General features: G+C 60.6%; 14 protein-coding genes and 1 pseudogene. 7 read left to right on the top strand and 8 right to left on the bottom strand.

Annotation, left to right across the window (positions count from 1 at the left end):
* The first annotated feature begins 10 nt into the window (after positions 1–10).
* Complete coding sequence (locus KY495_RS13165; protein WP_219879875.1) at positions 11–1,063, top strand: hypothetical protein; 1,053 nt, start codon at positions 11–13, stop codon at positions 1,061–1,063.
* Between the two features lie 49 nt (positions 1,064–1,112).
* Here KY495_RS13165 and KY495_RS13160 read toward each other — a convergent pair whose 3' ends face one another.
* Genes KY495_RS13160 through KY495_RS13150 form a run of 3 tightly spaced genes read right to left on the bottom strand, consistent with a single transcriptional unit; the run spans position 1,113 to position 2,953 of the window.
* Complete coding sequence (locus KY495_RS13160) at positions 1,113–1,730, bottom strand: LON peptidase substrate-binding domain-containing protein (protein WP_219879874.1); 618 nt, start codon at positions 1,728–1,730, stop codon at positions 1,113–1,115.
* A 54-nt stretch (positions 1,731–1,784) separates the two neighbouring features.
* Entirely contained in the window at positions 1,785–2,237 is a 453-nt protein-coding gene (locus KY495_RS13155) for a hypothetical protein (protein WP_219879873.1), read from the bottom strand.
* Positions 2,237–2,953 (bottom strand): ABC transporter substrate-binding protein, encoded by a 717-nt coding sequence (locus tag KY495_RS13150; protein WP_219879872.1) that lies wholly within the window; start codon positions 2,951–2,953, stop codon positions 2,237–2,239. The genes KY495_RS13155 and KY495_RS13150 overlap by 1 nt, the downstream gene beginning before the upstream one ends.
* 133 nt (positions 2,954–3,086) lie before the next feature.
* Here KY495_RS13150 and KY495_RS13145 point away from each other — a divergent pair, with 133 nt between their 5' ends.
* Positions 3,087–3,851, top strand: a complete 765-nt coding sequence (locus KY495_RS13145; RefSeq protein ID WP_219879871.1) for a hypothetical protein — start codon at positions 3,087–3,089, stop codon at positions 3,849–3,851.
* Positions 3,852–3,969: 118 nt separating this feature from the next.
* Entirely contained in the window at positions 3,970–5,514 is a 1,545-nt protein-coding gene (locus KY495_RS13140) for an FAD-dependent oxidoreductase (protein WP_219879870.1), read from the top strand.
* A 31-nt stretch (positions 5,515–5,545) separates the two neighbouring features.
* Here KY495_RS13140 and KY495_RS13135 read toward each other — a convergent pair whose 3' ends face one another.
* Positions 5,546–5,797 carry a hypothetical protein gene (locus tag KY495_RS13135; protein WP_219879869.1) on the bottom strand — a complete coding sequence of 84 codons (252 nt, stop codon included), beginning with the start codon at positions 5,795–5,797 and terminating at the stop codon, positions 5,546–5,548.
* A pseudogene (locus KY495_RS13130) lies at positions 5,794–6,045 on the bottom strand (hypothetical protein); the annotation flags it as partial. The pseudogene KY495_RS13130 and the gene KY495_RS13135, both read right to left, overlap by 4 nt.
* Positions 6,046–6,185: 140 nt before the next feature.
* Here KY495_RS13130 and KY495_RS13125 point away from each other — a divergent pair.
* Genes KY495_RS13125 through KY495_RS13110 form a run of 4 tightly spaced genes read left to right on the top strand, consistent with a single transcriptional unit; the run spans position 6,186 to position 9,162 of the window.
* The gene (locus KY495_RS13125) at positions 6,186–6,566 is read left to right on the top strand and encodes a transposase (RefSeq protein WP_229518289.1); all 381 of its coding nucleotides are present in this window, start codon (positions 6,186–6,188) and stop codon (positions 6,564–6,566) included.
* Positions 6,563–6,910 carry an IS66 family insertion sequence element accessory protein TnpB gene (tnpB, locus tag KY495_RS13120; protein ID WP_119784802.1) on the top strand — a complete coding sequence of 116 codons (348 nt, stop codon included), beginning with the start codon at positions 6,563–6,565 and terminating at the stop codon, positions 6,908–6,910. The genes KY495_RS13125 and tnpB overlap by 4 nt, the downstream gene beginning before the upstream one ends.
* A gap of 29 nt (positions 6,911–6,939) precedes the next feature.
* Entirely contained in the window at positions 6,940–8,511 is a 1,572-nt protein-coding gene (locus KY495_RS13115) for an IS66 family transposase (RefSeq protein ID WP_219879846.1), read from the top strand.
* Between the two features lie 51 nt (positions 8,512–8,562).
* Positions 8,563–9,162, top strand: a complete 600-nt coding sequence (locus KY495_RS13110; protein WP_219879845.1) for a plasmid pRiA4b ORF-3 family protein — start codon at positions 8,563–8,565, stop codon at positions 9,160–9,162.
* A gap of 296 nt (positions 9,163–9,458) precedes the next feature.
* Here the strand turns inward: KY495_RS13110 and KY495_RS13105 are convergent, their stop codons facing one another.
* The 3 genes from KY495_RS13105 to KY495_RS13095 form a co-directional block, all read right to left on the bottom strand.
* Complete coding sequence (locus KY495_RS13105) at positions 9,459–10,496, bottom strand: DUF6708 domain-containing protein (RefSeq protein WP_219879868.1); 1,038 nt, start codon at positions 10,494–10,496, stop codon at positions 9,459–9,461.
* Between the two features lie 190 nt (positions 10,497–10,686).
* Entirely contained in the window at positions 10,687–11,730 is a 1,044-nt protein-coding gene (locus tag KY495_RS13100; RefSeq protein WP_219879867.1) for a DUF6708 domain-containing protein, read from the bottom strand.
* 4 nt (positions 11,731–11,734) lie between these two features.
* Positions 11,735–14,215, bottom strand: a complete 2,481-nt coding sequence (locus KY495_RS13095; RefSeq protein WP_219879866.1) for a T6SS effector BTH_I2691 family protein — start codon at positions 14,213–14,215, stop codon at positions 11,735–11,737.
* Positions 14,216–14,505 lie beyond the last annotated feature (290 nt).

Below are 14,505 nucleotides of genomic sequence, written 5' to 3'. Positions count from 1 at the left end.
GGAGAACAGCATGAACACCAAAGCAATCGTCAAACACATCGCCCTCATCTGCGCTCTCGGCATGGCCGCAACGAGCCAGGCACAACTGCTCGGCGGCGGCGTCGGCCGCGCCATTGGCGGCTCGCTGGGCGGCGCCATCGGCGGCGCCGGCAGCATGGGCGGTGCAATGGGCGGCGGCCAGGCCGGCGCCATGGGTTCGATCAGCGGCCGCGGCGCGCTGGGCGGCGAGTTGCGCGGCAGCCGGATCAGCGACACGGCTATGCAGGCGCGCCGCCAGCTTGAAGGCAGCGCCAGCGGCAACGGCAGCCTGAACGTGAATAAATCGCTCGACCTGCAGCGCGGCGGCAATGCCGAACGCAGCGCCGGCGGCAGCCTGCTCGGTGGCGTGGCGGCCGGCCGCGCAGTCAACATCGTGCCGGGCGCAGCGTCCGGGGCCGTCAGTGCGGAAGGCAGCGGGTCAGGCAACGGGTCAGGCAACGGGTCAGGCAATTTCGCCGGCGCACTGAGCAGCGTCGGGTCGGCAGGCGCTGACGGCGCAGGCCGCATTACCGGCGCGCTCAACGGCGCACTCGACGGTGCACTCAACGGCGCGGGATCGGCTGCAGCGTCGGCAGGTTCGGCCGCCACGTCGGCTGCAGGCGCGGCTTCCGGCGCCGGTTCGGTATCTGGTTCGGCTTCCGGTTCTGCCGGCGGCGACGCCGGCGGCAGCCTGCAGGGCGGCGCCAACGCGGCACTGAACGGCGCAGGGTCAGGTTCGGCATCAGGCAGCGTGGACACGAATGGCGCTGCCCAGGCTCGCCAGGCAGTTGGCGGCTCCGTGCAACAGCTGCGTGAAGCCGGCCAGCCGGTGGCCGACGGGGTGCGCGCCCAGGCCGACAGCACCCGCCGCTTGGCGCGCGCCACCGCGGCCAATACCCGTGCCACGGCGCAGGGCACGCGGCGCGCCGTGGTCAGCGGCGCACGCCAGGCTGGCAACACGGCAGGCACGGTACAGGTAGAAAAATCGATCACCGTCAGCGGCTCGGCCAGCGGCAATGGCCGCGCTTCCGGCAACGCCAATTAAGTGTCAAGGCAGTTGACAAAGAACGGCGGAGACAACACTCCGCCGTTTTTCATGACGTGATGTAGCCGTGTTCTTCCAGCAGGTCGTGCATGAGTTCGAGCCGGATCACGGGATTGTCGAGCATGAGCAGGCTCTGCTTTTCGGAATTGGGCAAGGGAAGCAGGTCGCACCAGCGATTCGCCACCCAGCCGCAGTCATCGAGCTTGAATGGCGGCAGCACCGGCCAGCGTTCCTGCGGTACATCGTGCAGCTGCGCGAGCACGCGGTCGAGCGCATCGGCTGCGCCCTGCAGCTCGGACGGCACGGCAATGGTGCGGTCGTCTTCCATCAGCTCGGTGGTGGCCATCCACAAGCCATTGGGACGCCGCTCGCTCGACAGGATGCGAAAGCGCGATGCGCCGCGGCACAGCACCTGCAACAGACCGGGCGCCGAGGCAGTGGTTTCCTGCACTGCCGCCAGCGTGCCACCCTGGACAAAGCGCTCCTGCCCTTCCGGCGTGCGCACTTCCCCGCCTTCGGTCAGCAGCACCACGCCAAAGGGCGTGCCGTCGGCAATGCAGCGGCTGATCATGTCGAGGTAGCGGACCTCGAAAATCTGCAGCGGCAGCACGCCGTCCGGAAACAGCACTGTGCCGAGCGGGAACAAGGGAAAGGTGAGAGCGGACATGGCGCCATCATGACAGAAACGCCACAACCGCTTTGCACGATTGTAAAGCGCTCTTCAATAGCGGCGAATGGCGTCGTTCCACTCGCGCAGGCGCCAGCGCAGGCGCGCCATGCCGGGGTCGGGCCAGGCGTCGACCTGCACCGTGGCCTTGCCATGGAAATGCGCACTTGATGCGAATTCCTGCGTGCCCGCTTCGTCAAACGGCACCTTGATGGCTTCGCCGGGAGCCAGCGACAGCGCGCCAAAGAAATGCGCAACCAAGTCGTTGTTGCGGATGTGCAGAACGTCGCGCACGCCCAATGTCAGGGGCACCATCTGCGGCAGGGCGCCGGTCATGTCTCCGGCCGCGCGCCGGGCCATGGCGCCGCGCGTGATGTCCAGCACATGCTCGCGGCTGGATGCGGGAATCGGGGCCATGGCGGCATACACCATCACCACCACGGTAACCACGGTGATGGTGGCCACCAGCGTATGGCGCCGTGCGTATGCCACGGCCGGGTGAGCCATCAGCGATACCTCGCCAGGATGTTGGTCACGCTGCCGTCCTGCACGAGGGAACTGATGGCACGATCAATCTCCGCCGGCGGCACACGGCTGCGGCGCGAAAATGCACACTGGGCCGAGAACGAGGCAAACACCAGGTCGGCGCGCAGACGCAACTGGGGATTGCGCTTCTGATGCCACGCCAGTGTGCTCTTTCCCACCACCGTATAGCGCGCCTTGCCCGCCAAGACCAGCTGGAGGTTCTCTTCCATGGTGGTCGAATCGAGGCGCTGGAAACGCAGTCCCAGCACCTGCTCCAGGCGCGGATAGCGGTAGCCCGCCACGGTGGCCACCGGGCGGTCGCGCAGATCGAGCAGGGAACGCAGGACGGGCGCGCCGGGCCGGGCTGCAACCAGTTCGGCATCGGGAATGAGCGGCTGGCTCCAGTGATAGTCGCCATCGATCCAGATCGGGCGCACGTAGCAAATGCCGTCCGCCTCGCCGGCCGTGAGGGCAGCAGGAATGCGCATGCCATCGACAGTGGTGAACACGGCGTGCCGGCCCAGGCGCGCGGCCAGCGCTTCGCCCAGGTCCTTCAGGATGCCGCCGCTGATGTGCCCGCCCTCAAACTGGGCCAGCGGCATGGACTGGTTGCGCGGCGCGATCATACGCAGTTCCTCGCTGCCGGCATGCGCAAGCCCGCTGACCATGGCGAAAAAGCACGCCAGAACCTTCAACATGTCACTTTACCTACGGAATGATGATTGGAATGAAAATGGTAACACCATCAAAACCACAGTGACGGTAATTTCGAGTCTCAATATTCCCAAATACAATACAATATGACTTTCTTCGAATAAATAATAGTTTCTTATGAACTATGTATTGAAAGTGGTGGTGCCCTCGGTGCCGCCCTATAACCATGATGCGTACGGGTTTGCCGACGCGCTGCTGCGCGAGTCGCACGGCGCCGCGCCCGCGCCACGCCTGATCCAGTTCCATGATGCGCTGGTCGCGCGCTTTCCCTGCATCTCGTCCGGCTTTTATGCCAGTGCTCCTGAGGGCGCCGTGTGCCCCTGGGGCGAGCGCCCCCTCATGGCAGGCTTTACGGGCGACATCGGCATCGTTCACATCACCGCGCGCAACGTGGAGGTGATCCCCTTCCTGCTGCGCCGGGCCGGCGCCCTGGCGCTGACCGTGATTGACGAACAGGCCAACAAGGTCCATCGTCCGGCCACGTTTTGTGTGACGCTGGACAGTATCCAGAAGCATGTCGACCACCGGGCCATGATCAGCAAGCTGGTGCCGCTGTTCAAGCGTACGCCGGAAGAAGTGGAACAGCTGCTGGCCACGCCAAAGGCCGTATTGCGTCGGCGCCTGGACCATGTGGCGGCGCAGCGCCTGGCCAAGACGCTCGACCTGGTCGGCTGCAACTGCACGGTGGAAAAGGAAATGCCGGAACTGGGCGTGACGATTCCCATCAGCGGACCCGGTTTCGTGGCCAGCGCGGCGGTACAGCCGCAGGCGCAGAACGATTCCTACGATTCCAGCCTGCCCGGTGAAAAAGGCGTGTCGTGGTCGCCCTGCTGGGTGGTGCGCGTATTCGACAAGATGGCGCGCAAACGCCAGCATTACTGATGAACGCAACGGCCTCGCAAGAGGCCGTTTTCGCATGCGCGCCGCCGCGAAATCCCTATCCCAAGCGAGCACAAGCGTGGGACAATCCTGCCCTTTGCGTACATCCTGGTGAACTTCCATGCTTGAACAAGAAATCGTCATTGCCGGCGGCGGCGTCTCGGGCCTGTACTGCGCCGTGCGCCTGGCCGAGGCCGGACACAAGGTCCTGATCCTGGAAGCGTCGTCGGACCGCTGGGGCGGCCGCATCGAAACCGAGGACATGGATGGTTTCATTGCCGAGTACGGCCCCATGCGCTTCGAACCGACACTGCAGCCGCGCTTTGCCCGCCTGTGCGCGGAATTGAACGTGGGGCTGGTGGAGTTTTCCGGCCCATCGGCCGAAACCGTTGGCGCGCCCGATGTAGAGCTGCCGCCCGAAGAACAAGGCCTCAATTCGCTGCAACTGCTCAAGCGCGGCATCATGCTGGTGATGGGGCGCGATCCCAATGACCAAGCATGGATCGACAGCCTGACCGAGCATGATTACCTGCGCCTGCGCAAGCATGCCCAGCTGCACGGCCAGCCCCTGTGGGCCACGGGCTTCTGGAATGCCATGTCGGCCAGCGGCATCCTCAGCCACCGGGCGCTGGTCAAGCTGCGCGACACGGGCACCTTTTACCACATGATTCCGGAAAATCTGAACGCCATCGAATGGATCATCTGGTGGCTGCGCGCGCTCAAGACAGTGGGCCAGAAGCTGGCCAGTATCGAGGGCGGCTCGGCCAAGCTGACCGATGGCTTGATGGCGCGCATCCATGCCCTGCCCAATGTGACGCTGGCCGGTGGTCACACCCTGCTGGGCTTTCGGCCCACAGGCCTGGGGCAGTCGGCGCTGGAACTGGACGTGCGCACCAAGAACGGCCCCATCCAGCTGCAGGCCGAACGCTTGATTCTGGCATTGCCGCGCCTGCCGCTGGTCAGGCTGGGGGCGCACCTGCCGGAACACATCGCGACCCACCTCGATGCCGTGAATGGCTTTCCCATGCTGAAGATTTTCTTCGTCAGTAACGCGCCCTGGTGGAATTACAACCAGCCGCCCCAGCAGTACGCCAATTGCATGCCCACGCGCGAAGTGCATTACTTCCGCCGCCCGCAAGAACGCGACCATGACGGCCACGGCATGATGATGCTGTACATGGACCGGCCTTCCACCGAATTCTGGCGTCATTACCTGAGCGACCCGGACAAGCACGACCGCGCCGAAGTGGACCAGGATGCGCGCATTGTCGACGCCTTTGCCCTGTTTGTGGCGCGCGACGTGAAACGCTCGCTCGAATCCAATGAAGCGCACCTGCAGCTCAACGCCCACTCCAAGCGCGTGTTCAGCGAGCAGACGCTGGACGAAGCGACGGCCTACATCCGCAACTCCATCATCACCTACGGCATCCGTGACTGGGCGCGCAGCCCGTATGGCGCGGCCAACCATGGCTGGCAGCCGGGCGTGCGGTCGTGGAAGGTGATGGATGCGTTCAAGGCATTCGACTTTGGCAGCGGCGCCAAGAATGTGCACATCGTGGGCGAGGCGTACTCCGACTACCAGGGCTTTGTCGAGGGTGCGCTGAACAGTTCGGAGCTGGCGTTAGACACCATTGCCGCGCCCATGGCTGTCGAGCCGTTGGTGTAGGAACGGGCTTCAGCCACCCTTGGCCGGGCTGTCAGGCAAGCTTGAGCTGGCTGAAGGAAAAGCCGATCTGTTCCAGCGCGTGCACGGCCTCGTCAAGACTGCGGAAAACGTGCGGCGCCAGATCCTTCACGTCCAGCAGCATGCCGGTGTCGCCCTTGCTGCCGGCGAGGCGCACGTTCCATTCACCCTGGCGCATGGGCACGCGCAGCAGCGCCGCGCCTTGCAGGCGCCCGGCCGCAAAGTCGCGGCGCGCCTGTTCCATGGTGCGGTTGCACTCAATCATTTGCCGAGCGCGCCCAGCATCTGCTTGACGGCCTTGTGAGCCTCTGTCCAGCCGGACGCTGCCAGCGCGTCAGCGCATTGCGTGCAGGTGGTGAAAGGATTGCAATCGTGAACAAGCTCAACGTAATGCTTTCCCGTCACCTGCTTGGCAGAGAAAGAATCTTTTGATACTGCGGCCGGCACGTCGCCGCCTGCGGCAAACCAGCGGGTGAATGGCGCCGCGTCTACGCCATCGGGCACGTACCAGGATTTGCGGGCGCTGTTCCAGCGCGCGCCAAGTGCCTTGGCTTCATCGTAAGCGTGACGCCAGCACCGTCTGGACGCAAGTAGGCATGCCCGCCAAAGTAGTTCCCACTACTTTTATGATGGGAACTACTTTGGATACTGAAATGAAGCCGGGAAACCGGAAAGGGCGGCCGAACTATCCGGTCGAGTTCAAGCGGCGCCTTGCCGCTGCGGCGTGCGAAGCCGGGGTGTCGGTTTCGAAGCTTTCGATGGCCAACGGCGTCAACGCCAACATGGTGTTCAAGTGGCGCCGCGAGTATCGCGCAGGTCTCTTTGACAATATACCGGACGCAAGCACAACGTTGCTGCCGGTCGTTATTGCGGATACTCCGTTGATGGTGGCGCCGGCGGTGATCGCCCAAGCGGCGTCGCCTGCCGCCAACCTGAGCACGGTCGAGATCATCTTCGCCGACGCGGTCGTGCGTGTTCACGAGGGCGTCGACGCTGCGCTGCTCAGAACGATCTTCCAGAGTCTGCGACCATGATCGGGCTGCCGGCGGGCACACGTATCTGGATCGCTGCAGGCTTCACGGATATGCGCTGCGGCTTTAACGGCCTGGCGGCCAAGGTGGAGAGTGCGTTGCTGGACGACCCATTCAGCGGCCACGTGTTCGCGTTCCGTGGTCGGCGCGGCAACGTCATCAAGTTGCTGTGGTCCAGTGGCGATGGCCTGTGCATGTTCGCCAAGCGCCTCGAGCATGGCCGCTTCGTCTGGCCGCAAGCAACCGACGGCAAGGTCCATCTGACGCCGGCCCAACTGTCGATGCTCCTCGAAGGCATCAACTGGAAACAGCCCGAACGCACCGCGCCCCTCATGTCGGTGTTGTAAACGTTTAAACATGCGCGTAAACTGCGCGCATGCCTTCCAGCCCTACCTCACTTCCCGACGATATCGAAGCCTTAAAAGCGCTGCTGCTGCAGCGCGACGGCGAAGTGCAACAACTGCGCGATACCGTCACGACGCTGGAGCAGGCCCTCAATGTCCGCTCTCTCGAAATCGAGCAGCTCAAACTCCAGTTGGCAAAGCTCAAGCGAATGCAGTTTGGCCGCAAGTCCGAGAAGCTCGACCGCAAGATCGAACTGCTGGAAACGCGGCTGGAGGATCTCATTGCCGAGGATGGCGCCGGCGAGCAGAAAGCGACATTGCCCGCTGCGCACGCGCGCAAGGTTGCGCGCCAGCCGCTGCCGGTGCATCTACCGCGCGAAGACAATATCATTGAGCCGCCGGACCAGGCCTGCTCCGAATGCGGTGGCAAACTCAAGCCCTTGGGCGAGGATGTATCCGAGCAGCTTGAGCTCATCAATTCGGCCTTCAAGGTAATTCGGCATATACGCCGCAAGAAGGCATGCGCCTGCTGCGATCACATCGTGCAGGCGCCAGCGCCTAGCCGCCCCATCGAACGCGGCATCGCAGGACCAGGCTTGCTGGCGCACATACTCGTCGCCAAGTTCGCCGACCATCTGCCACTGTACCGCCAGTCCGCCATCTACGCACGTGACGGCGTCGAGCTTGATCGTTCCACGATGGCGCGCTGGGTAGGTGCGTGCGGGGCCCTGATGCGCCCCCTGGTCGACGCACTGCAGCGCTACGTGCTCCAGCCCGGCAAGATCCATTCGGATGACACGCCGATGCCTGTGCTTGCGCCGGGGAACGGCCAAACCAAGACAGCACGCCTGTGGGTCTACGTGCGCGACGACAGGCGCTCCGGCTCGACTGCGGCGCCGGCCGCATGGTTCGCCTATACGCCGAATCGCCAAGGCCAGCATCCACAGTCGCACCTGGCCAACTTCACTGGGGTTCTACAGGCCGACGCGTTTCCAGGCTACGATAAAATCTTCGCCGATGGCCGCGTGCGCGAAGCAGCGTGCATGGCGCATGCGCGACGCAAGATCCATGATCTGCATGCGCGCAAGGCGACCGTGACAACGACAGAAGCGTTGCGGCGGATCGGCGAACTGTACGCAATCGAAGAACAGATCCGCGGCCAGCTGCCTGATCATCGACAGCGAATACGGCAAGCACAAGCGCGGCCTTTGCTCGACGACTTTGAAGTATGGTTGCGGGCACGGCTGCTCACACTATCGACCCAGTCCGACACTACGAAAGCCATAAACTACTTGCTCAATCAGTGGCAGGCGCTGGTGTACTACTGCGAAGATGGCTTGGCCGAGATCGACAACAACATCGCCGAGAACGCGTTGAGAACCTGCTGCCTTGGCCGCAAGAACTTCTTGTTCATGGGCGCAGACAGCGGCGGCGAGCGCGCTGCAACGATGTACTCGCTGATCGTCAGCGCCAAGCTCAACGGCATCGATCCGCAGGCTTATCTACGCCATGTGCTGGCCCACATCGCCGACTATCCGGTCAATCGGGTTGAAGATTTGTTGCCGTGGAATCTGGCTGATAAACTGAGCACTGTCAGCGCGTAGTTGTAACGTCACATCCGGTGATGGTAATTGCGCGCATTGAACGAAACTCTCATGGCCAAGAAAAATATCGTCATCACTTTGCGCATCAGCATCGCAGACATCACGCCGCCAATCTGGCGCCGTATCGTCGTCGACGGCGACCTCAGCTTGCGTGCGCTTCATCACATCATCCAGGCCGCGTTTGGCTGGACCGACGCCCATCTTCATGAGTTTCGTGTTGAGGGCCGCACCTACAGCATGCTTGACAACGAGCATGTTCTTGAGGGCAGCTACGACAGCGACGAGGAAATGTTCGATGACCGAAAAGGAAAGCTGAATCGATTGCTGTACACCGGCCAGCGCTTCACCTACCAATACGATTTCGGGGACAGCTGGCAGCATGAAATTCACGTCGAAAAAATTGAGCAACGTCCAGAGCCAATGGGCAGTGCCTATATCATCGATGGCAAGCGCGCATGCCCGCCTGAAGACGTCGGCGGCATCGGCGGCTACGACGACTTCCTCACGACACTGCGGGACGAACCGAAGAGCCAGGAAGCAAAGGACTATTTGAGATGGGTGGGCGGCAGCTTCGACGCAGAGGCCTTCGATCAGCGAATGGCGAACGCGACGCTGCTGCGCATGGCTTGGAATGGCTGGGGCCGGAAGTAAGCGGGCGTCAAGACGGTACTGATGCCACGCTTACGCTTCATCCTTCTCCGCGTACGGTACTTTCAGCATTTTCATTGTGATCGGTTTTCAGTGCGGAAGCCAACAGCTTAGCCGATACGGATAGATTCGGGGAAGTGAGCGACACGGGAAGGCGTGCAAATAATATTTGCACTGGAGTGCCACGGTGCAAATAACTCACGGTTTAGGCCTATCGGACTCGGCTGGCCTTTACTATCGGCCTTAATGCCATAGGGCTCACCAGGCGGACGTCCTCTCCAGAGCTCATACTTGTATTCCTACCGAGGCCGGCCCTGCGTCTGGACGAACCGGACGCCTGCGGAAGCTGCCGCCGCCGGAAAGACAGGAATGCGATTACCGGTGGCGTCTCCACGAATGGCATAGGGATCATCGATGTCAACGCGGCATACTGCCTCCACATCTGCAGGAAAGTGCGGGATTTTGCATGTGCGCATGGCGAACACGCGCCCAATCGCGACCATCAAGCACCACGGCCACAGAATCCAGCGTAGTGCGGCGGGTGCTCCCGCAATGTTTGCAAACACACGCTCAACACTGTTGGCCAGCGATTCCTTCTCCCGGTCTATGGGCATGCAAAATTGAACTTGCGCGCTCACGGCCTGTGGCCCGTCTTCCATGTAGCGCCGGATAAATTCCCAGTGGCCCCGCACGAAGTCTTGCTGCAAGCGCCGACCAGCCTTCACACCTTGCAGATCGAACTCCCCGACATAGCTGAGCGGGAAAGTCTCCAGCACGGTGACTTTGTCCGCCGCCAGAATATGGCCGCGCACCTCCCATTCGTTCCATTGCGGGAGATGGCCCATCGTGAAAAAGATCTGGTCCCAGCCCGCCGTGAGGACGGTTCCATTGAGACGGAACACATGCACAAGTCTGGCTTTTCGATTAAACCGAATGGGATAGTGGGTGCAAGCGAATGACTCACGGCACAGCGTCCAGCCGAAAATAAGTGCGCACAGCGTCGCGATTACCGCCATGCCGGCGCTGCCCGCCAGCAGAGTGGCAGTATCCAGCCGCGAAGGCAAAACGCCCAATCCTTCCAGCAGCCACATCGCAGCAATCGGAGCGCAAGTTCCAATGATCATCGCTAGCGCAACTAGCGAGAAGATCGTAGTCGCCCCTTTCCATCCAAACCATTTGTCCACAGACTCAAGGAATGTGGAATTCATCTGGATCACACTTAGTTGGTAGTGCGGTTCGACGTGCAAAGCTTGTTTCTGGTGTAGCTGCAGCGCGCGTTCCTGCTCAGCCAAGGGACGATTGACGGGGTACTTCGCAATCAGGCCGGTAAATTCCATTTATTTGTAGAGAGTGTCGGGCACACGATCCGCAAACGTCGAGTTCGTATTCATCGCCAGCATGCCTAGCTGTTCGCGTTTGAGTCGTTTAGTCTGCTTCAACGGATACATGACTCGTCAAGTGGCGGTGGCAAACATTAGAAATTGCACGAGCAGTGCAAAGTCCAAGCTCGTATTCTCATATCGATCACTACAATACCTTACCTGGAGCCTGCGCGAACTCAACGCCTGCAGAAGCTGCGGCAATCGGAAAGACCGGAACACGATTCCCAGCAGCGTCGCCACGGATGGCATAAGGATCATCCACCTCGATGCGGGAAACCGCCTCCACATCTGCAGGAAAGTGCGGGATTTTGCATGTGCGCATGGCGAAGACGCGCCCAATCGCGACCATCAAGCACCACGGCCACAGAATCCAGCGTAGTGCGGCGGGTGCTCCCGCAATGTTTGCAAACACACGCTCAACACTGTTGGCCAGCGATTCCTTCTCCCGGTCTATGGGCATGCAGAATTGAACTTGCGCGCTCACGGCCTGTGGCCCGTCTTCCATGTACCGCCGGATAAATTCCCAGTGGCCCCGCACGAAGTCTTGCTGCAAGCGCCGGCCAGCCTTCACGCCTTGCAGATCGAACTCCCCGACATAGCTGAGCGGGAAAGTCTCCAGCACCGTGACTTTGTCCGCCGCCAGAATATGGCCGCGCACCTCCCATTCGTTCCATTGCGGGAGATGGCCCATCGTGAAAAAGATCTGGTCCCAGCCCGCCGTGAGGACGGTTCCATTGAGCCGGAACACGTGCACGAGACGGGCTTTGCGGTTGAATCGGATGGGATAGTGCGTGTAAGCGAATGACTCACGGCAAAGCATCCAGCCGACAGCGAGGGCACACAGCACCGTGAACACGGCCATGCCAGCGCCGTTGGCTATCAGCGTACCAGTTTCCAGGCTCGAGGGGAAATAACCAAACCCTTGGAGTAGCCACATTGCCGCCATCCAGCCACAGGTTCCAACGCTCATCGCCATTGCAATCAATGAGAAAATTGTACCCGCGCCTTTCCACGCAAACCATTTGTCCACGGATTCGAGAAACGTGGAATTCATCTGGATGACACTTAGTTGATAGTGAGGATCGACATGCAAAGCTTGTTTCTGGTGCAGCTGCAGCGCGCGTTCCTGCTCAGTCAAGGGACGATTGACGGGGTACTTAGCCACCAGGCCGGTAAATTCCATATTCATGCTTCTATTCTCGAATCGCGTGTTGTAATTGGGCCTGCTCAGTTTCGAAACTGGAATAACGCTGGTCTACCAGCCTGCCCCAGGGCGTTCGTTCTAACCAATCTTGCAGCGCGTTGTCCTTAACATATTCAATCAAGATCGCAATTCCAATCAATATTGCAATGAGCAAGCCGATTATTGGAAGTGCGACCGCCCATAAAATGGCGCCAGTCAGCAAGATGCCTACTGCACCCGACCCCACGTACGCCCAGGCCAGACCGGTTTGTTCTTCCTTAAAACTTTCCGCCGCTTTGCGAAAGTCCATAACTGCCATGATCAATCCAGCGGCGACACCAGCTCCCTTGCCAGCCACTTTAAGGAATGCCCCTGCTCCTGCGGCAAGGCCTTGGCCAAAAGGCATACCGAGCGCAGCGCGACCAGCTAATGCACTGCCTAACACTTCTGCCGTGGTGCCTACGAGTGCCGTCACGCCGAGATACATGCGCGTTGTAGCATCAAACTTCTCGTTGTCCATTGCCTTTTCCTGGTCCTCGACGGACTTGGTGAGGCAAAGCGCCTGAAGAATGCCTGTAACGATGCCAAACCTCACGTCGGTGTTGATCACCTTTCGCCAACGGTCCAGATTCATGGCTTCAATCTGTTCGATCTTTCGCAGACTTTTCGCCAGGTATTCCGCACGTTGTCCTTCATTCAAACCAGCAGGCACGTTCCTGAGATACTCAGAGTCTGCAGGGAGCATCCACGCCTTCTTGGTCGTGCCATCCAGCGGGACACCCTGGACCTGGAGGCGCCGCAATTCTTCCGCAACGGCAAAGTTCATCTTGCTTTTGCTGATTGACTGCCCGCTCGCCTTCAACAGCTCCTTGATAATCTGCGCCCGGAACGCTTTTTTGCTGCCCGTCACCTCAACCAAAACAATCGGGTGACCGGAAATAAGTCCGGTCGTCATGAATAGAGCACGGAACCTTGAGCTCCCGTCCATCACTTTGCCCAGCGCTTTTGCTACCGATCCAGCAGACTCGACCATCAAGCGGGCAGCACCATCTTGCGCCCCTCTGCCCATCCGCTCGACCGAAACAGTGTAGGTAGAGAACAGATTGTCCCAGGGTATCTGGCGCAGACTAAGCGTCACATCCGCCGCCATAGTAACCGCCTGGATAATCGTCTTTTGATTGAACATCATCGCGCGCAGCAAAAAATTCTTTGGATCGTCGGCCGTCCCGTCGAGCCACTCATCATAAAGGCGCGCGCAGGCCAGCTTGTCCTGCGTTTTAGCGATGCAGCGCGTGACCATCTCGGTATAGACCCCGCCACTTTCAGGGTGCTCGGTATCGTAGTTGCACTCAAAATAAGCGACCATGGCCGTACTGCGCATCCACGCGACATGGCAAGTTGCCAGTGGTGCTATGTGATTGTCATTAAAAGCGTGCAGACGCTTGTTGAAATCCTGTTCCCAGGCGACCCGAGCCTTGTCGTCGAATTTTTTCAAATAGCGCGTCCATCTTTCATCACCTGCGCGCTGCAATTCTTCTTTTGTCACGTTGCGCATGCGCTCGATGCTATCGCGCAGCTTTTGAGAAAGGGCATATGCGACGCCCGCGTCGCTGATGGCGCGGTTAGCGGCACCTTGCGCATCCCGCATATACTGCTTCTCCGCAGCTACCCGAATGCCCATTTCAATCTGGGCGATCGCGCCGTTCGCTGCAAGCTTGCGTTTGTTGTCTGGACTGTTGGTAAACAGCTCGGCGTTGCGATGCATGAGAAGTGCCAGGTCTTGAGCAATCCCAGCCGGGTCGGGCAGCGTAACAATCAGGCCTTTGTCCAGTCGCAGGGCATCGCATTCGGCCCGCAGGCGCGCTCCGCGTCCGTGACGCGCGGCGTACGGTGCGGCGGACCATGCAAAGAGCGTTGCGCCCTTCCTGGCGTCCATCGCGTACTCGGCCACCACTGCATCGACCTGGGCAATCGGACGGGCGCCCGCCACCTTGCCGCCGGCAAGCGCAGCCTTGACGTCAATCGCTACCATGTGCCGCTTGCGGTAGGCCGAGTCGCTGTGGCGCTTGCGAACCGCGTCTGTCCACACAACGTCGCTAAATCCTATCCACACTTTCGTCGCATTCTTCGGGTCAGGAATGGTAATGCAGCTGGCAACCGCACGGTGTCCTTCATCCGGGCAATTGAAAGGCCTGGTCGGTACTACCTGCAATACGCCAGCGGTCTGTGCCAACTTGAACAGGTAGCCATCTGAGGTAACGAAGTATGTCTCCCAACGCTTGCGCGCTTCGTCGTACAGATTCAAGTAACCTGCACGCAATATCCGTTTTGTGTAGTGAGCCGCGCTCGTATTGAGGTCGATGGCAGGATCATTGGACAAAGGTGCACCGCCCGCCGCAGGGGCGACAGCGTCGCGCACCAACAGCAGGGGCAAACCGCGCTTGTCGCAAAATTCGCATTTTTTGGCCGGTCCGGCAGGAGTTTGGGTCATGGTGTTGCGAGAGTTCCGTTTGAGCTGGGCTTCGTTCCACGTGTGTTTTTCCAGCAGTGCATAGTGATCCGCACGTTACACTTCCTCATTGGTGGACTGGCGGTGCTGAAATAGTGGAAAATGGTGGGCGCTCCTCCAGCAACCGCCGCATAGCAGGGTTAGCATGGGGTCCTACCTGCAATAAGCGTTTAGCAAACCAGGCGTGAATGTTTAATTTTAGCAAACATTGCTGAACCTAATCCATCTTTTGCGTCGGCATTGCATGGAACTGACAGGTTCGCGCCGCAGAC

It is taken from the genome of Massilia sp. PAMC28688 (assembly GCF_019443445.1).
GTDB lineage: Bacteria > Pseudomonadota > Gammaproteobacteria > Burkholderiales > Burkholderiaceae_D > Telluria_A.
This window is presented reverse-complemented; position numbering and strand designations above follow the sequence as displayed.

Excerpts from the sequence above, each read along its gene's own strand:
- KY495_RS13145 (WP_219879871.1), top strand. The coding sequence starts at position 3,087 with ATGAACTATGTATTGAAAGTGGTGGTGCCCTCGGTGCCGCCCTATAAC.
- KY495_RS13140 (WP_219879870.1), top strand. The coding sequence starts at position 3,970 with ATGCTTGAACAAGAAATCGTCATTGCCGGCGGCGGCGTCTCGGGCCTG.
- KY495_RS13165 (WP_219879875.1), top strand. The coding sequence starts at position 11 with ATGAACACCAAAGCAATCGTCAAACACATCGCCCTCATCTGCGCTCTC.
- KY495_RS13160 (WP_219879874.1), bottom strand. The coding sequence starts at position 1,730 with ATGTCCGCTCTCACCTTTCCCTTGTTCCCGCTCGGCACAGTGCTGTTT.
- KY495_RS13105 (WP_219879868.1), bottom strand. The coding sequence starts at position 10,496 with ATGGAATTTACCGGCCTGATTGCGAAGTACCCCGTCAATCGTCCCTTG.
- KY495_RS13155 (WP_219879873.1), bottom strand. The coding sequence starts at position 2,237 with ATGGCTCACCCGGCCGTGGCATACGCACGGCGCCATACGCTGGTGGCC.
- KY495_RS13125 (WP_229518289.1), top strand. The coding sequence starts at position 6,186 with ATGAAGCCGGGAAACCGGAAAGGGCGGCCGAACTATCCGGTCGAGTTC.
- KY495_RS13100 (WP_219879867.1), bottom strand. The coding sequence starts at position 11,730 with ATGAATATGGAATTTACCGGCCTGGTGGCTAAGTACCCCGTCAATCGT.
- KY495_RS13095 (WP_219879866.1), bottom strand. The coding sequence starts at position 14,215 with ATGACCCAAACTCCTGCCGGACCGGCCAAAAAATGCGAATTTTGCGAC.
- KY495_RS13135 (WP_219879869.1), bottom strand. The coding sequence starts at position 5,797 with ATGATTGAGTGCAACCGCACCATGGAACAGGCGCGCCGCGACTTTGCG.
- KY495_RS13110 (WP_219879845.1), top strand. The coding sequence starts at position 8,563 with ATGGCCAAGAAAAATATCGTCATCACTTTGCGCATCAGCATCGCAGAC.
- tnpB (WP_119784802.1), top strand. The coding sequence starts at position 6,563 with ATGATCGGGCTGCCGGCGGGCACACGTATCTGGATCGCTGCAGGCTTC.
- KY495_RS13150 (WP_219879872.1), bottom strand. The coding sequence starts at position 2,953 with ATGTTGAAGGTTCTGGCGTGCTTTTTCGCCATGGTCAGCGGGCTTGCG.
- KY495_RS13115 (WP_219879846.1), top strand. The coding sequence starts at position 6,940 with ATGCCTTCCAGCCCTACCTCACTTCCCGACGATATCGAAGCCTTAAAA.